A 24,131-nucleotide genomic window follows, 5' to 3' on the forward strand; every position below is an offset into this window, starting at 1 on the left:
GAAGTTAAACATGAAGGATTGGCATAAAAGTGTAGTTTATCAAATTTATCCGAAGAGCTTTAATAGCTATTACAATAAAGAAACCGGTGATATAAAAGGGGTTACAGAAAAACTAGATTACTTAAAAGAACTCGGAGTAGATTATATTTGGTTAACACCGATATACCAATCGCCACAAAATGATAATGGATACGATGTAAGTGATTACTACAATATTGATCCATCTTACGGAACGATGGAAGAGTTTGAAGAGCTTTTAGAAGAAGCAAAAGCACGTAACATTGAAATTATGCTTGATATCGTTGTAAATCATAGTTCGACGGAGCATAAGTGGTTTAAAGAAGCGAAGGAAGATAAAAATAGTCCATATCGTAATTACTATATTTGGCGTGATGAAAAAAATAATTGGCAATCTAAGTTTGGTGGGTCTGCTTGGAAATATGATGAGAAGACAGAGCAATATTATTTACATCTATTTGATGAGACACAAGCAGATTTAAACTGGGAAAATGAAAAACTTCGTGAAGAAGTATATGATATGATGCGCTTTTGGCTTGATAAAGGGGTAACTGGATTCCGATTAGATGTTATTAATTTAATTTCAAAAGATCAACAGTTTTTAAATGATAATGGAAGTACGGCGACAAGCGATGGCCGTAAATATTATACAGATGGCCCACGTGTTCATGAATATTTACAAGAAATGAACCGAAATGTTTTTGAAGGGAAAGAGGTAATTACAGTTGGAGAAATGTCATCTACGACAATTGATAATTGTATTAAATATTCAAACCCTGAGCGTAATGAATTAAGTATGACGTTTAGTTTCCATCATTTAAAAGTTGATTATCCGAATGGTGATAAGTGGACGAAGGCTGATTTTGATTTCATTAAATTAAAAGAGATTATGTCTAATTGGCAAATTGAAATGCAAAAGGGCGGGGGATGGAATGCGTTATTCTGGTGTAATCATGACCAGCCTCGTATTGTGTCACGCTTTGGTGATGATAAAGAGTACCGAAATGAATCTGCGAAAATGTTAGCGACAGCTATGCATATGTTGCAGGGGACACCTTACATTTATCAAGGTGAAGAAATCGGTATGACGAATCCTAAATTCGAGTCTATTGAGCAATATCGCGATGTAGAATCGTTAAATATATACGATATAAAGCTGGAAGAAGGATTATCAAAAGAAGAGATTATTGGGATTTTAAAACAAAAATCTCGTGACAACTCCCGAACTCCAATGCAGTGGAATGAAGAGGTGAACAGTGGTTTTACGACAAGTACACCTTGGATTTCGGTGGCTGAAAACTTTAAAGAAATAAATGTAGAGAAGGCACTAGAAGATAAAGAGTCTGTATTTTATCATTATAAAAAGTTAATCGAACTTCGAAAAACGTATAATGTAATTACAGAAGGAGAATATGCTATTTTGGATGAAAATGATCCTAAAATTTGGGCATATACTCGTACTACAGAGAGTGAAGTGCTACTTGTTATCAATAACTTCTATAGAGAAGAAATAACGTATTCTGTACCAGCTCATGTTCAATTAGATGGAATGAAACAAGAAGTACTTCTGTCGAATTATAAAGATTCCAGTAAGGATATTGCAAAACTTAACTTAAGACCATACGAATCAATTGTATATCGATATACGAAATAAAAGGTTGTATGCCTGCGTGGCATACAACCTTTTATTTTCAACCTTTTATTTTAAGACACCACTATACAAAATATTTACGTCTACTTCTGGTTTAAACTTTACTTTTGCATAATCTTTATTCCATTTTTTTTCTTCCATAAATCAGGGTGATACGCGATAAGGTGTCTACCAATCCCAAAAGCATCACAATTTGCCTTTTGTAGTTTATTTGTTATTTTTTTCGCTTCTTTTGTAAGTTGCTTCGATAATTCTTTATTTAGCTTTTTTCTTTCATCCATTTTATAAAGGTTATCTCTTGGAGCTTCAAGCGCTATAACTTTTAACTGAAGCTTAATATGAGCATAAACATTTCCTTTTTTATCTGTTGTTATTTTTAAATCTCGTTTTAATTTCCGATTGCTCACTTCCATTGTTAAATAGTCAGATGTCTTCTCGGATTCATCGCTAGTAAGTTTTTGAGTTATACGGGCACTTGTTCCCATTTTTCCGGTTAATAACACGAATAAAACAGATTGTTTCAAAGGTAAATGTCCAGTTAATTTATCATTGTTAAATAAAGCTAATCCGTTTGTAATTACTTCCTTTCCTTTTATTTTTATAGAAGGGAGGGTAAAGTCCTTACCGGGATCTAACATTTTTGTAGCAGCTGTCTCTAAAGTTTCTTTTGGAAATACACTCATATCTTCTAAGCTTTTCACTTTTTTCTTTAGAAAATCTCCAATTAGTAAATTTCCTACTTTCTTTTTTTCTAGTATCTCGGATGTTTCACCATCTACTGCAATAAGTTTTACTAAAGCAGTTGGGTTTGTTGGGTCCCGAAAGCTGACATCTAAATAAGGTAGTACACCTTTTTTTAGAATTTTGGTTCCTAGTAATTGAACACCATATTTGAAATAACGAATATTTCCCGTTACATTTTTTTTCAGTGCATCGCTCGTATCTCTTATGTTATGCCCGGTTGCAGAATGTATTTCATTCTCGAATGAAGCTTGTTCTCCGCTTGAACTTTTTACGAGCTCAATTGTTTGCTGGAGTTTATTCTCTTCCGTAATATCAGATCCAATACTATAAGCTAACCTTGCTTCTCTTAATGGTTCTTGATCCCAGCAGCCAGAAAGGAATGCACTAGTACATAATATAAAAAGTAGTTTAACTCTTTTTTTGAACATACTGTTCTCCTTTCTTATTTCTTATTACTGAATAAAGTAGAAATAAAAGAGGGAGGACAACGATGAAAATATACGTGAACTTATCAGTGAAAGTTGCAATTACTTTTAATTCTTCAGGTGTATCGATAAATAAAGCTACACTAAAGGCAATAATACCAACGATTGGGACAGCCTTTTTATGATTAGCAAGATTGAATATATGTCCAATTCCTATAGAAGCAGCGCAGTAATAACTAGCGATAGAAGCTACAACTGTTATCATCCAAATTGGTATGAATAGTAAATCAGTTCGGTCTATAATCCCGATATGCAAGGAGCGTAATAAGTAAGCGACTGGTTCTGGAATAAGCTCAATTTGTTTTGGACTAAATACGATAAAGCAAATCCAAACAGTAAAAGCATAAAAAAGGGTTACAAATCCGTTAGCTATAGAAATTGCTTTTAGTTTGGCTACAGAACTCCCGTTTACTTTTGGGAAAGCGATAAGAATAATTTCAAAACCATACATAGCTGTAATTGTTTCTTTTGATGCTTGAATAATATTCCACCATCCGGCTTCTGTAATTGGAAAAATATAAGAAAAATCAGCTCGTGAAAACCCTAGTGCAATTAAAAGAGCCATGGGCAAAATGAGAATAGAAGCCATGACATAAAATCGTACGATAACTTTAAACGTATTATAGGCTATATAGCAGCAAGCTATCGTAAATAGTAAGAGAATTGCGTACCAAGGGGTCGCTTGCAAAACCCATACTTTAATGACATTACAAGCGTTTAACATAACCGTCATACCGATAAGAGTAAAATAAAAAACATAAGCAAAGCCTAATAGTTTTCCAAACGTATTACCAAATAGCATACAAACACTTTCATACATATCTGCATCAGGAAATCGTTTTAAGAAAAGCCACATAAGTAAAATAATAAGCTGAATTGCAAGCCCAGCGATGAGAGCGGAAATCCATCCACCACCTTTTGCTATCGGATGAAGACGGTTCGGTAGAGAGAGTATACCGACCCCAATTTGGCATTGAATAACGAAAAAGGTAAATTGAACAAGTGAAATTTTACTTTGCGTGTTTGTCACCGTCCTCCTCCTCTCTCGTTACATGTTGTCGTTGCATTTTTTTCGGTTTTGGATCATGTGGTCGTTCCCAAAATGACCAAATTGGTAGTCTTACAAAAGAATCTTTCATATCTTTAATCCGCATTGGTGCAACAGGAGAAAGATATGGTGTATGAAATGAATGTAGCTGACACAAATGAACGAAAGTTATAATGAGACCGAATGATATTCCTACATATCCAAATATGGCAGCAAGGAGCATTAATGGAAAACGAAGAATTCGAACAGCTGAACTCATATCGTTTGATGGAACGAGAAAAGATGAGATTGCAGTTAAAGCTACAACGATAATCATTGTGTAAGAAACAAGTCCAGCTTTTACAATCGCATCACCAATTACTAAACCGCCTACAATACCGATTGTTTGTCCAACTCGGCTCGGCAAGCGAATACCAGCTTCCCGCAATAACTCGAAAATTAGCTCCATTAAGAGGGCTTCGAAAATAGGAGGAAGAGGTACTTTCTCTAATGAAGCTTTAATTGTATACACAAGTTCAAGTGGCAATACATCAGGATGAAAGGCTACGGTTGCGATATATATAGCTGGTAAGAGAAAAGCAATCAAGAAACTCACTAAGCGAATCATTCGGACGAAAGAACCGACAATCCAGCGGTTATTATAATCATCTGGTGATTGATAGAAAGCAAATAATGTAACAGGAACGATGAGCGCTGTTGGATCTCCATCAGATAAAATAGCAACTCGTCCTTCCATTAAATTAGCTGCGACTCTATCTGGACGCTCTGTATTTAATTGCTGCGGGAAGGGTGAGAAAGACGTATCCTCTATAAATTCTTGTATATATCCTGGAGGCATAAGTGCATCTGTCTTAATCGTTTCTAATCTTCTTTTTACTTCTGTAACTAAATCGTCATTCGCTATGTTTTGCATATAAGCAATTGCCACTTTCGTGTGCATCTCTTCACCAAGTGTGAAATATTTAACGACGATATTTGGGCTTTTTATGAGCTTACGGATCGAAGTTAAATTAGTTGCTAAATCTTCTACAAAACCAGTATGTGGACCGCGCACAATTCCTTCATTATCAGGCTCAGCTATATCTCTCTTTAAAGATAAAGCTGTTTCGAAAATACAAAAACTGTCGACTTGTTCATGAAAATATAATGATTTGCCTTGTAATAAAAGTTGCACACCGTAATTTAAATTTGTTTCTTTCTTCATACTTAATGTGGCAAAAGCTTTATCTAAAGACAAATCCGACCGAGTTAATAAAGGCTCAAGAGCTAATTGGTGAATCAAATTTGGGTCTGCTAAAGATTCGATATATAAAATTGTTCCTTTTCCGTTTTGAAAAGGGAGATCTAATTTTTTTATATCGTCTGAGTGACAGAGCTTATTTTCGATATAATTAATGTTTTCCGGAAGTGATGGAAACATATGCTTTTGGCCCGTACTCTCTTGTTGTTCTTTTTGCTCTGTCATAATTTCCACCTCTTTTAGATAAAGTTACTCCTGTTAATTTTTGCTTTTTGTGAGAAATTTATGCTTGGATTATTTTTGACAAAGTAGCTTGAAAGTTACGTTACGTCATCTTTTATACTATAGAAAATAGGATATAGGGGATGATATAAATGACTTTGAGGTATATGTGGGGATGGAAAGAAGTTTTATATTTATTTATGTTTGTATTTGTTATTGTTCCAGTAACTGTCGAATCCCTTTTTTATAAATATATTTTAGAAGTAATAGGTAACTCACTATATGCTGGAGTATTAATGGGCTTTATAATGGCAGTGATATTTACTACTGTAGTTTATCTTTTTTGTATCAAAAGATATAAACTCTCGTGGAAAGATATTGGAATTCGGAAGCTTTCATGGAAAGATCTTTTATGGACAGTTGGAGCGGTTATTTTCTTAATTGTAGCTAGTATTGCTGTATTAGTGATAATGGAGAAAATGGGTATTTCCTTTGAAAATAGTAAAACGGAGACGGTCCAAAATGATAAATCAATCTATTCATTCTGTATCGCCGTAATTGGAGCAGCAATTATATCACCAATCTATGAAGAGATTTTATATCGAGGTGTTTTTTATACATTTTTTCGTAATAGATATGGCATATGGAGCGGTATGTTTATTAGTTCCATAATATTTACCGTTGTCCATATCCCTACATATAACACATTACCGGTGAATTTTTTGAGTGGAGTAGTATTTGCATGGTTATATGAGAAAACAAATTCTATTTTATCAGCTATGATTGCACACGTATTATTCAATTTCATAGCAGTACTTTTAACATTTATGTCGAATTAAGAAGATATATAGGAGGGATACATATGGAAATAGCTGTAGAACGTGTTTTTACGAAAGAGATTGTAAAAAGAGCAGCGAGTTTGTTTCATGTAACAGTGGAAGAAAAGCCACTTGGAGATTTTGAGAATTATATTTTTAAGGCAAAGGGTGATCGTGGTGAAGATTACGTATTGCGTTTAACCCACTCTTCTCATCGTTCTAAAAAAGAAGTCGAAGCTGAGCTAGATTTTTTACGATATGTTGCGGAGAATGGGGCAAAGGTAGCAGGACCTCTTTATTCAACGTCTCGAAATCTCGTAGAAGAAATCGTAGCAGAGGATGGGACTTTCTTTTTTGCTTCTTTATTTACATATGCAAAAGGTGAGCAAGTAAAAGGAGCGGAATCGTCTTATTGGGGAGACGCTTACTTTGAAGCATGGGGAAAAGCGATTGGACAACTGCATCGCCTTACAATGGATTATCCTAAAACAGACTACCGTGATACGTGGGAAGAAGATGAGAGTGGGATTGTTAATGAATTAGAAAATGATCAAGTGAAAAAGATCGCTGCGGTATTAATGGATGAGATAAAGGCCCTTCCAATTGAAAGAGAAACGTTCGGCCTTATGCATGGGGATATTCATCCAGGCAATTTTCATTATGATGGTAAAGAGCTAACGATCTTTGATTTTGATGATGCGGCTTATAATTACTTTATACATGATTTAGCGATGGTTCTTTATTACTCTGTTCTATTTACACCGTGGACAGCGGAAGAGAAGACAGATTTTGCTCGTAAACAGCTACAAGTGTTACGGAAAGGCTATGAGTATGAGCACAGACTGGCGGATAGTTGGTATGAATCATTACCACTATTTTTACGTTTGCGTGACATAGGTCTATACGGCACACTCCAAAAGAAGTTTAAGGGGAAAGATATGCCAGATAACTTCCAAAAATTATGTGAAGAGTTATATGAAAGAATTATAAGCGAAGAATCAATTGTGAATATATAATACATTTTGTTCAAAACAAAGTATACAAAATAAATGTATACTTTGTTTTTTTATACAAAAATATGTTTGTTTTATTAAAATAATATTGTCATAGGTTCGGTATACACTTATAATTTTTATATATTCTGAATATTCTTGATAAAAAGGAGGAGGAATATTGGAAGCTTTCGTAAATTGGTTAAATAATATTGTTTGGAGTCCAGCACTTGTTTATTTATGTTTAGGAGCAGGTTTATATTTTTCTATTCGAACGAGGTTTTTACAAGTAAGGCATGTAGGAGAAATGGTGAAGCTGACATTTAAAGGAGAAAAATCAGAGGCTGGTGTTTCTTCATTCCAAGCGTTAGCACTTTCGTTATCAGGGCGCGTTGGGACAGGGAATATCGCTGGGGTAGCTACAGCGGTTGCCTTCGGTGGACCAGGGGCTGTATTTTGGATGTGGGCAGTAGCCTTTTTAGGAGCAGGGTCAGCTTATGTAGAATCAACACTCGCACAAATATATAAGACGAAACATCAAGGACAGTTTCGCGGTGGACCTGCTTATTACATTGAAAAAGGTTTAGGGGTTAAATGGTATGCATTAGTATTCGTTGCAGCGACAATTCTTGCAACGGGGCTTTTACTACCAGGTGTGCAAGCAAATAGTATTGCTGTAAGTTTAGAAACGGCTTTTGGAATTAACACTTCATTATCAGGTGCTTTATTAGTAGTCGTATTAGCTCTTATCATTTTCGGTGGAGTAAAGCGAATTGTTAACGTAGCGCAAGTTGTCGTACCGTTTATGGCTGTTGGGTATATTTTAGTAGCTTGTGTTATTGTCGCTATGAATATTGAAAAACTGCCAGAAGCATTTATGTTAATTATAAGAAGTGCGTTTGCATTAGAAGCAGCATTTGGTGGTATTATCGGTTTAGCAATTTCTTGGGGAGTAAAACGTGGTATTTATTCTAATGAAGCAGGGCAAGGAACTGGACCACATGCAGCAGCAGCAGCGGAAGTATCACATCCAGCTAAGCAAGGCTTAGTGCAAGCATTTTCCGTTTACATTGATACATTATTTGTTTGTTCAGCAACAGCATTTATGATGATTATTACAGGCATGTATAACGTATTTGATGCAAGCGGAAAAAACTTTATCGTAAATAAATTAAATGGTGCACAGCCAGGACCGGGATATACACAGGCAGCAGTAGAATCTGTTTTCCCTGGATTTGGAAACGGTTTCGTTGCAATCTCGTTACTATTCTTTGCATTTACAACAATTATGGCGTATTACTACATTGCAGAAACGAATATCGCGTACTTAAACCGTGATAAAGACCGCCCTTGGTTGTCTATGGTACTAAAATTTGTCTTTTTAGGTGCTGTATTCTACGGCTGTATAAAAACAGCAGCAACGGCTTGGGCTTTAGGTGATATCGGTGTAGGAATTATGGCATGGGTAAATATCATTGCGATTTTATTGTTACAAAAACCTGCATTAGTTGCATTAAAGGATTATGAAAAGCAGAAGAAAGAAGGAAAAGATCCAGTATTCGATCCAGGGCCATTAGGAATTAAAAATGCTGATTTCTGGGAACATGAATACGGAAAAGATAAGAAAGAAGAAGTATCTTAATGGAATAGAAATGAAAAAGCAAAGGGGAAATCCCTTTGCTTTTTTTATGGACAAAATGAGGCTGTAAGTTATTTTTTTGCCTATTTTTGAATATAAAAAGAATGTACATGCTTTGTTAGGGGAAGGGGGGAGTATGTTGATAGAGTTTCGTAACGTAAATAAATATTATGGCAACTTTCAAGTGTTAAAAGATATTAATGTGCAAGTGAAGAAAGGTGAAGTGGTAGTAGTTGTTGGGCCTTCAGGATCAGGAAAAAGCACGTTGCTTCGTTGTATAAATCAGCTAGAGACAATTACAGATGGAGAGTTAATTGTACAAAATACAGAGGTACACAATGCAAAAACAGATATGAATGAATTACGCCGAAATATTGGGATGGTCTTTCAGCATTTTTATTTATATCCACATAAAACGGTTCTTCAAAATATTACACTAGCACCTATTAAAGTAAATAAAATTTCAAAAGAGGAAGCAGAAAAAACAGCGATGTTTTATTTAGAGAAAGTAGGAATTCCAGAGAAGGCTAACGTATATCCACATCAATTATCTGGTGGACAACAGCAAAGGGTGGCAATTGCTAGAGGACTTGCGATGCAGCCGGAAATTATGCTATTTGATGAGCCTACGTCTGCTCTTGATCCAGAGATGATCGGGGAAGTACTTGATGTTATGAAAAAGCTAGCTAAAGAAGGGATGACGATGGTCGTTGTCACGCATGAAATGGGATTTGCACGAGAAGTAGCTGATCGGATTTTATTTATGGATGATGGCAAGATCATTGAGGATACAACACCGGCGCAATTTTTTGCGAGCCCTGAACAAGAAAGAGCACGTTTATTTTTAAGTCGAGTGTTAAATCATTAAAGGAGGAATTTTATGCTTAAAATGAAAAAGTTGTTTACGTTAATCGTATTTTCATGTTTATTCGTACTTGTCGTTGCTGGATGCGGAAGTAAAAAAGATGAGGCGAAAGAAACGAATACGAAGCAAGGCGGGGCTGTTGAGCAAATTAAGAAGCGCGGGAAATTAGTAGTTGGGGTGAAGAATGATACGAACTTATTTGGATTGAAAAACCCTTCAACAGGGCAGGTAGAAGGATTTGATGTTGATGTTGCAAAGGCGCTTGCGAAAAAAATTCTTGGAGATGAAAAGAAATTAGAATTAAAAGAGGTAACGTCTAAAACACGTATTCCACTCCTGAAAAATGGTGACATTGATGCAATTATCGCCACGATGACAATTACAGAAGAACGTAAAAAAGAGGTCGATTTTTCAGATGTATACTTTAAAGCAGGGCAATCGTTACTCGTGAAAAAAGGAAGCGATATTAAAAGTATTGATGATGTGAAAAAGGGCGTAAAAGTGTTAGCAGTAAAAGGTTCAACATCGACAAATAACATTCGCCAAAAATCACCGGAAGCGACTGTATTAGAATTTGAAAATTACAGTGAGGCGTTTACAGCGTTAAAAGCAGGAAAAGGTGATGTGTTAACGACAGATAATGCAATTCTTTACGGTATGGCAAAACAAGATTCGAATTATGAAGTTGTCGGGAAAATTTTTACGGATGAGCCGTACGGAATTGCAGTGCAAAAAGGTGCAGATGATTTAACGAAAGAGATTAATAGCTTGATAAAAGATATGAAGGCGAATGGGGAATACGATAAACTGTATGAAAAATGGATTGGACAAAAACCAGAAAAGTAGATAGTAAGAGTGAGAGGATGAGAGTACTCATCCTCTTCTTGTAAAGAAAGAGGGGAGAGTATGTGCCTGATTTTTCTATATTAACGAATAACATGGATATGTATTTAGAAGGCTTTAAGTATACAGTTATGTCTAGTGTACTTGCATTAATAGGAAGCTTTATTTTAGGAGTAATTTTGGCGGTAATGCGTATTGCACCGATTCGTATTTTAAATTGGTTGGGAGCTGCTATTGTAGAATTTGTAAGAAATATTCCGCTCGTATTAATTGCCTTTATATTTTATTTCGCTTTACCTGTAGTAGGAATTACTTTAAATGGTTTTGTAGCAGGAACAGTTACGCTTACGGTATATACTGCAGCGTTTATTGCGGAAGTCATTCGCGCTGGTATTTTATCAGTCGCGAAAGGCCAAATGGAGGCAGCACGTTCTTCAGGATTGACGTATACGCAAGCGATGTACCATGTCGTTTTACCCCAAGCGATGAAAATTGTAATCCCTCCTCTAGGAAACCAATTTCTCAACTTAGTAAAAAACTCTTCCATACTCGGAATTATCGCTGGAGCTGATTTAATGTATCAAGGAGACTTAATTTCAACGAAGACATTTGTTACGTTCGATGTGTATATATTTGTCGGAATGTTTTATTTAATATTAACAATTCCGCTCAGTATGCTAGTGCGTTATTTAGAAAAACGCTTAGCAAAGGAGGCGGTGTAAATGGATTTTAAGGGAGCAATAACAGGTGATCATATTCTATTTTTATTAAAAGGATTACTTATAACGCTAGAGGTAGCACTCATAGCAATTGTACTTAGTTTTATTATTGGTAGTGTAATAGGGATATTGCGCTACATGAAAATCCCTATCGTCTCACAAATATTAGGAATTATCGTTGAAGTAATTCGAAACTTACCACTACTTTTAATTATATTTTTCACGTATTTTGCACTTCCAGAAGCAGGCTTGAAATTAGAAATTATAACAGCTGTAATTGTTGCTTTAACAATATTTGAAGCAGCAATGATATCTGAAATTGTTCGAAGTGGCCTATTATCTATTGAGAAAGGACAGATTGAGGCTGCAAGATCTTCAGGGTTAACGTATGTGCAAGCGCTTTGGCATATTATTTTACCGCAAGCATTAAGAAGAATGGTTCCGCCGCTTGTTAGTCAGTTTATTTCATTGCTGAAAGATACAGCATTAGCGGTTGTTATATCACTGCCAGAGCTTATGCATAATGCTCAAATTATTAGCGGACAAAATGTAAATTATATGATTCCAACGTTTATAGTAGTAGCTTGTATGTACTTTATTGTAAACTATAGTTTATCAATTTTATCCAGAAGGTTAGAACTTCATTAACCCTTACAATATATGTAAGGGTTTTTTCCTTGTTTATCCTTATTTTCCTCTAATTAGAATCTAAACTTCACGATAATTCGATTTTTTATATTATTTTATCAGAAAAGTTTTAATTTTATATAGAAAATGTAATCGCTTTCGTGTATATTTTTATTATCAGAAAATTTTAACAAGATATAGGGGTATTGGTAGGGGGAGGATTTAGATGCAGCAACCAACGAATGAGAAATTACATCGTACGATGAAGAGTAGACATTTATTTATGATCGCACTAGGTGGTGTAATCGGGACTGGTTTTTTCTTAGGTTCAGGTTACACCATTAATCAGGCTGGACCAGGGGGAGCCATCCTTTCCTATTTAGTGGGCGGATTTATTATGTATTTAACAATGCTTTGTCTTGGAGAGTTAACGGTAGCGATGCCAGTTTCAGGTTCTTTCCAAAAGTATGCGACGAAGTTTATTGGGCCAGGAACGGGCTTTATGATTGGCTGGCTATATTGGCTTGGCTGGGCAGTAACAGTAGGACTAGAATTAACGTCAATCGGTTTAATGATGAAAAGATGGTTTCCGAATGTTGATGTTTGGGTATGGTGTCTCGTATTCGGCATTATTTTATATGCGTCAAACGCAATTTCGGCGAAAAGTTATGCTGAATTAGAATTTTGGTTCTCTAGTATTAAAGTAGTTACCATTCTTGCCTTTGTTGTTCTTGGTGGTAGTGCATTATTAGGGTTTATATCATATGACGGAAAAGAAGCAGCACCTCTTTTTTCTAACTTTGTAAGCGATGGTGGATTATTCCCGAATGGACTAGCTGCCGTATTACTTACGATGATTACAGTTAACTTCTCGTTCCAAGGAACAGAGTTAATCGGGATTGCAGCGGGAGAAAGTGAAAATCCAGAAAAAACAATTCCACGCGCGATCCGTAATACAGTATGGCGCATTATGTTATTCTTCATTTTAACAATGACGATTTTAGTAGGATTAATTTCTTGGAAAGAAGCAGGGGTAATCGAAAGTCCATTCGTAGTCGTATTTGATAAAATCGGTATTCCGTATGCAGCAGATATTATGAACTTCGTTATTATTACTGCGTTACTATCTGTGGCGAATTCAGGGTTATATGCGGCAACTCGTATACTATGGTCACTTGCAAATGAAGGAATGGCACCAAAGTCTTTCCAGAAAGTAAATAAACGTGGTATTCCAATTACAGCGTTAGTTGTAACAATTGCTGTAGCTGCGTTATCTTTATTAACAAGCTTCCTTGCAGAAGATACAGTATACATGTACTTATTATCTATAGCTGGTTTATCGGCTGTTTCAAGTTGGATTATTATTGCTTTATCGCAACTTCGCTTTAGAAGTCAGTATATAAAAGGCGGAGGAAAGTTAGAGGACTTAAAGTATAGAACACCACTATACCCAATCGTTCCAATTTTAGCTTTAATTACAAATAGTATCGTTGTTATTAGTTTAGCGTTTATTCCAGAACAAAGAATGGCGTTATATTGTGGTATTCCATTTATCATTTTCTGCTACATATATTATTATATAAATAAGAAACGGCAGAAACCGATGAAGGTGGAGACAACTAATGAAACTAACAATCAAACACGATGATATTGAGGCAGATTTATCGTATGGTCAATTAGCGATTGGAAAAGAAAACGGGTATTCACCGTTACAATTACTCGTTTCTTCTATCGCAGGATGTAGTGCAATTGTCTTTCGAACAATTTTAGAAAAGAAACGTATTACATACGATACGTTTACAATTGAAACGGAAATTGGTAGAAGTGAAGCTTTATCAAAACCAGTTGAAAGTGTTCATTTGCACTATAAAATTAAAGCACAAAACATTACAGAAGAGCAGTTGGACAAGGCGCTGCAGCTTGCAGTGAAAAATTGTACGATTGTTCAATCAGTAAAAGGTAGTATAAAAGTTACGGAAACAATTGAACTAATAAAGTAAAACAGAAAAACGTGAGAATACGGCTCTCACGTTTTTCTGTTTTAGAGAGAGGAGAAATATGATGGAATGTTTAGGATGTAAATTAGCAAACGAAGAGGAAAAAATTTATAGAGTATACGAAGATGAGTATGTAACGTGTTTTTTAGATCATGAACCTTTCTATCCAGGTCATACTTTAATTGTGCCGAAGCAGCATGTTGTAGAAGTAGATGAATTAAATGATGTTGTAGCAAAATCCGTTATGGATGCTTCTAAGCTTATTGCAAAAGCGATTAAGGCATTATACAAACCAGATGGAGTTACAGTTTGTCAAAATGGTGGAGTATTTAACGAGTTAACACATTACCATATGCATGTCGTACCAAGATATAAAGAGCGCTCGTTTGCTGAATTTTATACGGTACAACCGGGAGAAAAGCAGAATCATAAATTGGAAGAGACACAGAATTTGTTAACAGAAGCGATAGAGCATATGCTGCTTACTGAAAAGGCGTAGCAGTCAGGAAAATTCTAATATTAAAAAGCCCAGTTTCTCAGTTAAAATAGAGAAATTGGGCTTTTATTTATTTTATTATTAAATTTTATTTATAAATAGATTTTATAGTGTCACAAAGTATATGGTTCATTCGTTATATAGAGTGAGAGGAGGAATTATATGAAAGTTACAGACAACGATTATGAAAAGATGGAAGAGCTATATGAGTTGTACGAACAAAAAGTTTATTATGTAGCTTATTCTATTTTAAATAATATTCAACAGGCGGAAGATGCGGTTCAAGAGACGTTTATTACTCTTTATAAGAACTTGGAAAAGCTCCATAGCTTGGCTACTGAAGAGCTTAAACGCTACATTTTGAGGGTCGCGAAAAACAAGGCGATTGATAGCTACCGGAAAAATAGACGACATGAAACATTTTTAGAAGAATATGAAAGAGAATCAGCAGAAGCAGTAGATGAAAATATTGAAGAGTGGGAAAAACGGAAAATGTCTGAAGTGCAAATTGATACATTGCTAAAAGAGTTAAATGAGTCTAATAGACAGGTGTTTAAGTACAAAGTCTTCTATAACTTAACGTATCAAGAAATTTCAAGTGTCATGGGGATAACGGAGGCTAATGTTCGCAAGCAGTTTGAGCGTGCTCGAAAACGAGTCCAAAATATGATAGGAGGTATACAACATGACGAATTCAAAGAACTCCAAAGAAATATATGAACTTGCTGAAAAAATTGCTTTAGATGATTTTGATAAACTCGAAGAACAACATGAATTTTCACATACATATACGCGCAAAAAGAAATTGTTTATGGAAGAAATGAAGCTGAAAGACGAGAAGCCACAGAAAAAGCGTAAAAAACATCGTATGTTAATCGCTGCTGCTTGCTTATTGATTGGTATGCCGACAACCGTTTTTGGTGCAGTGAAAGTCTATAATATGATTGTCCAAAAACAAAATTACGAAGTAAATGTTTCGGTAACAAACAAGGGATCGAAAAAGGCTGATAAGTGGTATAAGTTGAAAATCGATAAATTACCAGACAATATGGAAGCAATTGATGACTCTGCTATGAAATATTCATTTAAAGATAACTACGCAATGGGGGGATTTTCATTCGCTCTTCGGAGAGTAGGGGAGAATACAGATTTTCAAACGCTGTACTCTAAAAGTTATGAAGAAAAAGAAATAAACGGTAGGAAAGCAGTAATTGTCCATAAAGAAACAGGAAACAACAATGTAATGTTTGACAGAAAGGTCTTTCTCTTTTTTGAGAAAGAAGGGATTATGTTAGAAAGTTATATTGGATCCGATGTAAACGAAGAACAAATGATGGATGTGTTAGGGAGTATTTCACTTGAGCCTACGTCAAAAGAAAAGGCATCACATATAGTAGATTATGATGAAAATCGTTTTAGCAAAGCAGATGAACCTAAAGAAACTAAGGTTATTCCTTTGAAAAAAGATAGTAAACGACTATTTCATATAGGACAAAAGATTCCAGTAACGATAACGATGGATGACAGCCAAGTTGAATATGTGATAGAGAAAGTTGAAGTTTTTGATTCAATCAAAGATTTTAAAAAAGAGAACTTTTATGAAATGGGCTTAGGAATACTAAGCAGGAATCAGGCTTTGGATCAAGCTGGACAATTGTTACCATATAGAAGGGATGAATATAAACTTGGAAATGGTAAAGATTCTATTGATAAATTAGTAGATTCGAAATTAGTTCACCCTAAATTTGTCTACCTAACAACAACAGTGAAAAATATTGGGAAAAAGTCGACAGAAGAAATCTATATGCATCCATCCATAAAGTTGCTTAAATCTGAAGGGAATGCATGGAACTATGCTAAAAGAGATGGGATTGCGGAAAAAAATATTATGACAGGCGAAGTTGATTATTTAGAGCCTCATGGAGATGGGAAAAGCTTCTACAATATTGGCAGTATTCGACCAGGAGAAACGGTAAAAGTTAACTTAGGCTATTTTGTAGATGAGGATAAACTAGATTCAATCTTCCTTGATGCTTTCCGTTATAGTGGTTTTAGTGGAACTGAAAATATGAATGCGAAAAATCGTTGGTGGATTGATATTCGTCAATAGTAACAAAGAGACTAAAAAGCTGCTTATATTTAGCAGCTTTTTTCGTCTTCATACATATGTAAAATTTCTTTCGCACGTATACGTAAACCATCTATTAATTCTTTCGGTTCTAACACTCGTGCATCTTTTCCAAGTCTATAAAATAAAGGGATAATAAAATTTATTTCACCTTTATCAATTGTTGAATGTATATATCCTGTCCCGTCTTCGTTTACTACTACGAATTCTTCAAGGTAAGGAACGCTTTTACATTGGCGTACACCTTCTGTTGTTAGTAAAACATGTAACTGAGTAGGACTATGTATTACGTTAGAGTTAGAGGCAAACCACTCTTCTAAATTCATGAATGTATCTTCATTTTCTTCCGTTGATAATATAGAAAGAATACGATCAACGCGATACAGTAATACTTTTTTTCTACTGAAGTCATAGGATGGTAAGTACCATAGCCCGTCATGAGCATATACACCGATAGGATGAACATGTTTTGTTTTTAACCCCGATTTAGATTCGTATTGAAAGTGTAAATTTTTATTTTCAATAGCCGCGGTTAGTACTTCATTTAAAAGAGGTGTATCAATCGTTCTCTTCGGATTCCAAAAAGCGATATAAGAACGTATTTTATCAACTTTTGCTTTCGCATCATGCTGTAGAGAGCTATACAGTTTATGTGTAACGGAAGTGATTTCTGTGTTAAAAGGTAAGTTTCTGTAGTAGCTTAAAGATTGAAATGCAAAAAAGATGGAGACTGCTTCTTCTTCCGTAAATAAAATAGGAGGAATGACTCTATTTGTTAATACTTTATATCCTCCGTTGCGACCTTGTTCTGCATAAATAGGTAAACCCATATCACTTAAATCTACAATGTATCTATGGACAGTACGAACGGAAATATTAAATTCATCAGCTATTTCTTGCGCTGTAAATGTCTTTTTGGCAGAAGCAAATATAAGAATATCTAATAAGCGTTTAGCTTTTGACAAATGTATCACCTTTTTTCTTTTTAACGTGACATAAATTGTCATGTTTTATTGTTAGTATATTGTTTACATCATATGTTATCAAGATGAGATGCAAGGAGGAAAAGATATGTCACGTGAAATTGTTTTATTTATTGCGGCGAGTTTAGATGGATATATTGCGAAAGAAAATGATGATTTACAGTGGTTAATGGAAACGGAAGGAGAGGGAGATAACGGTTATACAGAAATGTATGAAACAATTGATACAATAATTATGGGAAAAAGAACGTACGATTATGTAGTAGAGCATATAGAACCATTCCCGTATTTAAATAAAAAATGTTATGTTTTTTCTAAATCAGAAAAAGGTTCAAACGAACACGTGGGGTTTGTAAATGAAGATGTAGTGGAGTTTACAAAAAGGTTAAAAGCACAAGAAGGATCTAAAATATGGATGGTCGGTGGAGGGAGTCTCTTAAGAGAGTTCTTTAAGAATAATCTAATTGATGAATATGTTGTTACAATTACACCGCATATATTAGGTTCTGGAGTGCCGTTATTTCAAGACAAGAATCCAGAAATTGATTTAACTTTAACGGATACGAAACGTTTTGGGCAATTTGTAAACTTATATTATAAAGTAAAATGATAAAGAAACACGACTACTGATGGTAGTCGTGTTTCTTTATAGATGGCAATGAAATTGTAAAACAAGACCCGCGATCAACTTCGCTCGTTACAGTAATATTCCCGCCGTGTAGTTCTACAATTTCTTTCACGATAGATAGCCCTAACCCAGTTCCACCGGTAGCTCGTGATCTTGCTTTATCAACTCGATAAAAGCGTTCGAAAATGTGAGGGAGGTCTTCAGGAGGAATACCTTCACCTTCATCTTCCATTGTAATGGAGATACGTTTATTTTCTTCTATAACAGAAATGCGGATATGAGAATATTCTTTTGAATGTCTATAAGCGTTATTTAAAATGTTCACCACAACTTGTTCGAATCGTTGTTCATCTAAGTTTACTAGCAGTGTAGGAGGACAAGAGAAAGAAACTGTAATGTATCTTTCTTTATACATGGCGTTTACTTTTTCATATATGCGAGTAAGGAAAGTGTGTAAATGTACTCCCTTTACTTGAATAGAAAAGTTATGTTGTTCCATTTGTGCAAGTGAAAACAAATCTTGAACTAAGTTTGTAATGTAATCAGACTCATCTTTTATAATAGATAAATATCGTAAACGTTGCTTGGGAGATGTGGTTTCTTTTAAAGCAATGTCAGCGTAACCTCTTACGTATGTCAAAGGTGTTCGTAATTCATGAGCAACGCTTGCTAGAAATTCACTTCGCTCTGTTTTCATATAATGTAAATCATTAGCAAGCGTTTGAATAGATGAGGCTAGTTCACCAATTTCATCATTTCGAGTAGTCGTTAATGAAACTGATAAATCTCCTTTACTCATTTTTTCAGTGGCATGTTTCATGTGTAACAATGGTTTTGTTAACAAACGTGATAATAGAAAGATTGTGATGGCTGTTAATAGAAAAGTAATGACTCCAGCAATAATAAATTGTCTTGTTAGCCCATTCACCATTTTTTCAATAGATTCTGTCCCAAGAAACATGTACACATAGCCTTCATGTTTTCCATCTACTACAATGGGACTAACTGTACATATATAACTAGATGTTTTCCAATGATTCTCTATAATTGCACCTTCATGATCTGTCCGTGTTTGCATCTTTTCAATATGCTTTTTTATAGTAGTATTTATTTCGTTGGATTTGGCTAGTACATCCTTATTTGCATTTGTAATAACAACAGTGGTTTCGGCTTCGGATTCCATTAGTGCAACATGAGAGATTGTTTGCTTATTAAAATACTTTTCAAGAACATCTCTGTGACTATTTCCGCGCTTTAATAAAGCTGTCATTTCTTCATTTACTCTATTGTTGACAAGGCTATAATAAAGCGAGACAAATAGAACACTTTCGATTAAAAGTGTAACAATCAAAAAATAAAATCCGAGCTGAATAGAAATTCGCTTCATCGTTTTGCTCCTTAATCTAAAGTATCAACCCATCGATATCCGACTCCGTAAACAGTTTTTAAATGATCATCAATAGGGAAATTTACTTTTCGTAATTTATCACGCAAATTACGAATATGTGAATCGACTGTTCTATCTTCTGTATTTGTATTTAATCCCCAAATTCGTTCAATGAGCTGATCACGGCTTAGTACGTAGTTTACATGGCGTAAAAATAATCCGAGTAAAGAGAATTCAATTGGTGTAAGAAGAAGCTCTTCATTATGAACAGAAGCGGAGTGCTTTGCCTCATCCCATAAAATGCCATGATATTGTATTTGCGCGTGTTGATTCGTTCGTCTTAAAACAGCTTCAATTCTTGCGAAAAGCTCTTCTTCATGGAAAGGTTTTGTTACGTAATCATCCGCTCCGAGTTTTAACCCTTGGACGACATCTACTGTTTGATCACGAGCGGTAACCATAATAATAGGAACGTTACTAAATGAGCGGATTTTTTTGCACGTCTCCCATCCGTCCATCGTTGGCATCATAATATCGAGTAAAATAAATTTAAAGTTTTGATTTTCTATATGTGAAATCGCTTCTTCTCCTGATCGTGCACATATGCAGTTATATCCAATTGGAGTAAGATAAAGCGTTAATAATTCAAGCATTCTCGGTTCATCGTCTACGAGCAGTATATCAATCATAGAGAGCCCTCCATATATAATATTTACTTAAATTGTAATGCAAAATCATGAAGAAATGGTGCAGATTGTAATGTGTCTGCATAATTTCTTCAGAATTGCTTGTTATTGTAAAGTTGAAATTCCATTTTAGGTAATGATATTGGCTCAAAAACGATTTATACGGAGGCGATATAATGAAAAAAGCAACCTGCATTTTGGGTGTAACGATAATTACAGCAGTTGGTCTTGCCGCATGTGGACAAACGAATAATATGGATCATACAAAACATGAACCTAAAAAAGAGAAAGAAACAGAGCAGAAGGAAATGAAAATGAATCAGGAGGTAACTGCGCCGAAAGAAATGAACAAAGGGGCATCAAATGATTTATTAACGACAAGTTTAAAAAATGTAACGAGATTAAACACAAATGATCCTTTGCAAATGGCAGTATTAACTTCGCAAACGATATGGCCAGCAATGCATAAAGAGAATCAACCCGGTGCTATTATTTTAGTACCAGTAAATGAGTGGCAATTAGGTATTGCAAGTGCAGACCTTATTCATCATCCGAATAACGGACCGATTCTATTTATAGAAAAAGAAAAGGTACCCGAAATGACGTTAAAAGAAATAAAACGATTAAATCCGCTCGGAACGAAAGATGGAACACAAATTATGGTGATGGGGGATGTCGATGCATCTATCCTTGAGCAATTAAAAGAGTATAAAGTAAAGCAAATAAAAGAAACGGATCCAGCTACATTTGCAAAAGATGTGGATAAAGAATATGCCGATATAACAGGTAGTTATCCGAATAGTGTTATTATCGGTTCATCTGAAGAAGAAGGACGTTTATATACAACACCAGCTGTAAACTGGATTTCTCATATGCCAGAACCACTACTTTATGCAGAAAAGAATAAAGTGCCAGAAGCGACGATAGAGGCATTAAAGATGCGAAAAGATAAAGCAAATATATATGTACTAGGACCAGAAAAAATCATTTCAAAAGAAGTAGAAAAAGAGTTAAGCAAATACGGGAAAGTAACGCGTATTAGTGGAGAGACTCCAGTAGAAAATTCTATTGCATTTGCAAAGTTTAAAGATGAAAAAACAAAATTTGGATGGGGGTTCACAAAACCAGGCCACGGTGTATCATTTGTTTCAAGCAAAACACTAGATTTAGCAGTTGCAGGAGCACCATTTTCACATATGGGTAAACATGCACCTGTTATCTTTTTAGAGGAAGGAAAAGCTTCACAACTAGTGTATGACTTCCTTGCAAGTATTCAACCGAAGTTTAAAGATGACCCAACACTTGGACCGTATAACCACGGCTTCCTATTAGGAAGTACGAGTGATATTTCATTTGAAACACAAGGTATATTGGATGAGAGGTTAGAGATTGTACAAGAAAGTGGTCAAGGGCACGGTGGACATTAATGAAATGAGAAAAGATGCTACTAAGGTAGTGTCTTTTTTTTAGGAAACTTTTACATAGCACAAAATCCTCTACTCGTTATATAATAACCTTCGTGCAGTCGGCCTTGATTTTCTTACGGAGAAAATCAAATGATAAAAGAGTAGAGGAGTGGTACTTTGTTTCAGACGATAAAAAATGACTGGTTTTCCAATGTAAAAGGGGACGTGTTATCAGGAATTGTCGTTGCTTTAGCATTAATTCCTGAAGCGATCGCTTTCTCCGTTATTGCAGGCGTGGATCCGACCGTTGGGCTATACGCAGCCTTTTGTATTGCAGTTACCATTTCATTTGTTGGCGGAAGAACTGGGATGATTTCAGCTGCAACAGGTGCAATGGCATTATTAATGGTAACGCTCGTTAAAGATCACGGTTTACAATATTTATTTGCTACAACAATATTAACAGGTATTGTCCAAATTATTTTTGGCGTGTTCAAACTGAGCTCATTTATGAAGTTTGTTCCGAAATCAGTTATGAGTGGATTTTTAAATGCACTTGGGATTTTAGTTTTTACAGCACAATTGCCACAATTTAAAAATGCAACTTGGCAAATGTACGCGCTTGTCGCATTAGGACTTGCAATTATATATTTATTTCCACGTATTACGACGGCTGTACCGTCCACACTTATTGCAATTATCATCGTGACAAGTATTGCACTTATGAGTGGATTACAATTAAAAACAGTAGGGGATATGGGAAGCCTGCCGAAAGAATTACCGTTCTTTAGTATTCCAGACGTGCCTTTTACACTTGAGACATTAGGGATTATTTTACCGTACGCAGTTATGCTTGCAATTATCGGTTTATTAGAGTCATTATTAACAGCTTCAGTTTTAGATGATATGACGCATACGGAAAGTAATAAACATAAGGAAGCACGCGGTCAAGGTATTGCAAACATTGTGGCTGGTTTCTTCGGAGGTATGGCAGGATGTGCAATGATTGGCCAATCTGTTATTAATATTAAATCAGGTGGACGAGGTCGCTTATCGACGTTTGTAGCGGGCGGATTTTTGATCGTATTACTATTCGTTTTAGGTGATTATGTGGTTCATATTCCGATGGCAGCTTTAGTTGCAGTTATGATTATGGTTTCAATCGGAACATTTGATTGGAACTCTGTAGCAACGATTCATAAAGTACCAAAAGGGAATGCATTCGTTATGATCGTAACAGTAGTGGTCGTTCTTATTACTCACAATTTAGGATTAGGTGTAGTCATTGGGACAGTAATTAGTGCTGTGTTATTTGCATTCAATATGGCAAAGATTCACGTGAAACATTTATATATTGAAAATAAGAAAATATACGAAATTCACGGTCAACTTTTCTTTGCATCTACGGCAGATTTTATAAATGCTTTTTCATTTAATGAAGATGTGAAAGAAATTGAGATGAACTTTACTCACGCACATGTATGGGATGATTCAGCAGTGGCATCAATTGATAAAGTTATCATGAAGTATGAACAAAGTGGTGTGAAAGTAAGTATAACAGGATTAAATGAACGTAGCGCAAAACTTGTTACAAATTTAGCTACGTATAATAAAAGAATTGCTAGTTAGAAGCCTCCTTTTTAGGGGGCTTTATTATATAATACGGGTAGGATAACGAAAAGGGGATTCAGCATATGTATAAACAAATTATATTAGCATGTGATGGTTCTGAACATGCGCTTCGAGCAGCAGAGCACGCGACACATATTGCAAAATTTAACGAAGAAACAAATGTTGAAGTTGTGTACGTAGTAGATAATAGAACGGCAAAGTCAGATATTATACAAGGTCAGACAGATTTAGAAACAGTATCAGCTAGTCGAAAAGATAAATTAAAAGAGATTGAAGGTTTATTAAAGAAAGAGAACATTTCTTATAAAATTACGATATTACATGGCGATCCAGGAGATACGATTGTTCAATATGTAAATACAGGAGATATAGATCTTGTTATTGCTGGGAGTAGAGGGCTAAATACACTGCAAGAGATGGTGCTTGGTAGTGTGAGTCATAAAATAGCAAAGCGTGTGAAATGTCCAGTGATGATTATCAAATAAATTGAGTGAGATATTCTGTAGTGTAAGCAGGGCCTTGATATAATTCAAGGTCTTTTTTGACGTATAAAAGGGGAGAGTGTGGACATAATAGATACATAAGTTTTAGAAAATATTAACTTACAAATTTGTAAGTTTGTTGTTAGGAAAATCGATGTTATGACAATTATTCCATTGGTAAAATAAAAATATCGAAGGGGAGAGAGGGAGGATGAAAAAGATGAAAGCACTTCAAAATTTATCATATAGCCAAGGTGTCAGTCTTATTTGTTTAGGGGGATTTGCTGCATCTGTTACGTTGGCTGTTTTAATAAAGATGATTCATCAAATATTTTAACCTTAGAGTAGGGAAGGAATTGGTTGTTATAAATAGTCAGAAAAGGATTGTAAATAAA

23 protein-coding genes and 1 pseudogene are annotated in these 24,131 nt (G+C 35.2%); 18 read left to right on the forward strand and 6 right to left on the reverse strand.

The annotated features are described in order from the left end of the window. Positions 1–10: 10 nt before the first annotated feature. Positions 11–1,672, forward strand: a complete 1,662-nt coding sequence (gene treC, locus RCJ96_RS22455; protein WP_416504384.1) for an alpha,alpha-phosphotrehalase — start codon at positions 11–13, stop codon at positions 1,670–1,672. A gap of 45 nt (positions 1,673–1,717) precedes the next feature. Here the strand turns inward: treC and gerKC are convergent. The 3 genes and pseudogenes from gerKC to gerKA form a co-directional block, all read right to left on the reverse strand. Further along, positions 1,718–2,841: pseudogene (gene gerKC / locus RCJ96_RS22460) on the reverse strand (spore germination protein GerKC). Beyond that, positions 2,822–3,928, reverse strand: coding sequence for a GerAB/ArcD/ProY family transporter (locus RCJ96_RS22465; RefSeq protein WP_074607406.1), 1,107 nt, complete (start codon positions 3,926–3,928; stop codon positions 2,822–2,824). The pseudogene gerKC and the gene RCJ96_RS22465 overlap by 20 nt, the downstream one beginning before the upstream one ends. After that, positions 3,909–5,411 (reverse strand): spore germination protein GerKA, encoded by a 1,503-nt coding sequence (gerKA, locus tag RCJ96_RS22470; RefSeq protein WP_074607403.1) that lies wholly within the window; start codon positions 5,409–5,411, stop codon positions 3,909–3,911. The genes RCJ96_RS22465 and gerKA overlap by 20 nt, the downstream gene beginning before the upstream one ends. A gap of 149 nt (positions 5,412–5,560) precedes the next feature. Between gerKA and RCJ96_RS22475 the strand changes: the two genes are divergently transcribed. The 12 genes from RCJ96_RS22475 (at position 5,561) to RCJ96_RS22530 (ending at position 16,514) form a co-directional block, all read left to right on the forward strand. Further along, a complete protein-coding gene (locus tag RCJ96_RS22475; RefSeq protein WP_074607401.1) occupies positions 5,561–6,247 on the forward strand; it encodes a CPBP family intramembrane glutamic endopeptidase in 687 nt (228 codons plus the stop codon). Between the two features lie 23 nt (positions 6,248–6,270). Continuing rightward, positions 6,271–7,242 carry a phosphotransferase enzyme family protein gene (locus RCJ96_RS22480; protein ID WP_074607399.1) on the forward strand — a complete coding sequence of 324 codons (972 nt, stop codon included), beginning with the start codon at positions 6,271–6,273 and terminating at the stop codon, positions 7,240–7,242. A gap of 157 nt (positions 7,243–7,399) precedes the next feature. Beyond that, a complete protein-coding gene (locus RCJ96_RS22485; protein ID WP_000387150.1) occupies positions 7,400–8,860 on the forward strand; it encodes an alanine/glycine:cation symporter family protein in 1,461 nt (486 codons plus the stop codon). Between the two features lie 70 nt (positions 8,861–8,930). Then, a complete protein-coding gene (locus RCJ96_RS22490; protein ID WP_270795597.1) occupies positions 8,931–9,725 on the forward strand; it encodes an amino acid ABC transporter ATP-binding protein in 795 nt (264 codons plus the stop codon). Positions 9,726–9,737: 12 nt separating this feature from the next. Then, entirely contained in the window at positions 9,738–10,568 is an 831-nt protein-coding gene (gene glnH / locus RCJ96_RS22495; RefSeq protein WP_000916480.1) for a glutamine ABC transporter substrate-binding protein GlnH, read from the forward strand. Between the two features lie 62 nt (positions 10,569–10,630). Next, positions 10,631–11,287 carry an amino acid ABC transporter permease gene (locus RCJ96_RS22500; RefSeq protein ID WP_074607396.1) on the forward strand — a complete coding sequence of 219 codons (657 nt, stop codon included), beginning with the start codon at positions 10,631–10,633 and terminating at the stop codon, positions 11,285–11,287. Continuing rightward, positions 11,288–11,932 (forward strand): amino acid ABC transporter permease, encoded by a 645-nt coding sequence (locus RCJ96_RS22505; protein ID WP_074607394.1) that lies wholly within the window; start codon positions 11,288–11,290, stop codon positions 11,930–11,932. A gap of 205 nt (positions 11,933–12,137) precedes the next feature. Next, a complete protein-coding gene (locus tag RCJ96_RS22510) occupies positions 12,138–13,559 on the forward strand; it encodes an amino acid permease (protein ID WP_074607392.1) in 1,422 nt (473 codons plus the stop codon). Further along, on the forward strand, positions 13,534–13,911 hold the full coding sequence (locus tag RCJ96_RS22515; RefSeq protein WP_074607391.1) for an OsmC family protein: 378 nt from the start codon (positions 13,534–13,536) through the stop codon (positions 13,909–13,911). Before RCJ96_RS22510 ends, RCJ96_RS22515 begins: the two co-directional genes overlap by 26 nt. A 61-nt stretch (positions 13,912–13,972) precedes the next feature. Then, a complete protein-coding gene (locus RCJ96_RS22520; protein WP_074607389.1) occupies positions 13,973–14,407 on the forward strand; it encodes an HIT family protein in 435 nt (144 codons plus the stop codon). Positions 14,408–14,566: 159 nt separating this feature from the next. After that, on the forward strand, positions 14,567–15,124 hold the full coding sequence (locus tag RCJ96_RS22525; protein ID WP_074607387.1) for an RNA polymerase sigma factor: 558 nt from the start codon (positions 14,567–14,569) through the stop codon (positions 15,122–15,124). Next, complete coding sequence (locus tag RCJ96_RS22530; RefSeq protein ID WP_074607385.1) at positions 15,090–16,514, forward strand: DUF4367 domain-containing protein; 1,425 nt, start codon at positions 15,090–15,092, stop codon at positions 16,512–16,514. Before RCJ96_RS22525 ends, RCJ96_RS22530 begins: the two co-directional genes overlap by 35 nt. A 29-nt stretch (positions 16,515–16,543) precedes the next feature. On the opposite strand, the gene RCJ96_RS22535 is transcribed toward RCJ96_RS22530, so the two are convergent. After that, positions 16,544–17,539, reverse strand: coding sequence for a helix-turn-helix transcriptional regulator (locus tag RCJ96_RS22535; protein ID WP_416504385.1), 996 nt, complete (start codon positions 17,537–17,539; stop codon positions 16,544–16,546). Between the two features lie 64 nt (positions 17,540–17,603). Here RCJ96_RS22535 and RCJ96_RS22540 point away from each other — a divergent pair, with 64 nt between their 5' ends. Beyond that, complete coding sequence (locus tag RCJ96_RS22540; RefSeq protein WP_074607381.1) at positions 17,604–18,125, forward strand: dihydrofolate reductase family protein; 522 nt, start codon at positions 17,604–17,606, stop codon at positions 18,123–18,125. Positions 18,126–18,138: 13 nt separating this feature from the next. Here the strand turns inward: RCJ96_RS22540 and RCJ96_RS22545 are convergent, their stop codons facing one another. Both RCJ96_RS22545 and RCJ96_RS22550 read right to left on the reverse strand, forming a co-directional pair. Continuing rightward, positions 18,139–19,530, reverse strand: a complete 1,392-nt coding sequence (locus tag RCJ96_RS22545) for a sensor histidine kinase (RefSeq protein WP_416504386.1) — start codon at positions 19,528–19,530, stop codon at positions 18,139–18,141. Positions 19,531–19,541: 11 nt separating this feature from the next. Further along, positions 19,542–20,219 carry a response regulator transcription factor gene (locus RCJ96_RS22550; RefSeq protein ID WP_074607371.1) on the reverse strand — a complete coding sequence of 226 codons (678 nt, stop codon included), beginning with the start codon at positions 20,217–20,219 and terminating at the stop codon, positions 19,542–19,544. Between the two features lie 173 nt (positions 20,220–20,392). On the opposite strand from RCJ96_RS22550, the gene RCJ96_RS22555 reads away from it, so the two are divergent. From RCJ96_RS22555 to RCJ96_RS22570, 4 genes are all read left to right on the forward strand, one after another. Next, on the forward strand, positions 20,393–21,643 hold the full coding sequence (locus tag RCJ96_RS22555) for a cell wall-binding repeat-containing protein (protein WP_416504387.1): 1,251 nt from the start codon (positions 20,393–20,395) through the stop codon (positions 21,641–21,643). Positions 21,644–21,799: 156 nt separating this feature from the next. Beyond that, positions 21,800–23,251 (forward strand): SulP family inorganic anion transporter, encoded by a 1,452-nt coding sequence (locus RCJ96_RS22560; RefSeq protein WP_000487877.1) that lies wholly within the window; start codon positions 21,800–21,802, stop codon positions 23,249–23,251. Positions 23,252–23,316: 65 nt separating this feature from the next. Then, positions 23,317–23,739, forward strand: coding sequence for a universal stress protein (locus tag RCJ96_RS22565; RefSeq protein WP_000277989.1), 423 nt, complete (start codon positions 23,317–23,319; stop codon positions 23,737–23,739). A 208-nt stretch (positions 23,740–23,947) separates the two neighbouring features. Beyond that, on the forward strand, positions 23,948–24,073 hold the full coding sequence (locus tag RCJ96_RS22570) for a DUF4027 family protein (RefSeq protein ID WP_081101944.1): 126 nt from the start codon (positions 23,948–23,950) through the stop codon (positions 24,071–24,073). Positions 24,074–24,131: the final 58 nt, after the last annotated feature.

The organism is Bacillus sp. BSL6, assembly GCF_052928345.1.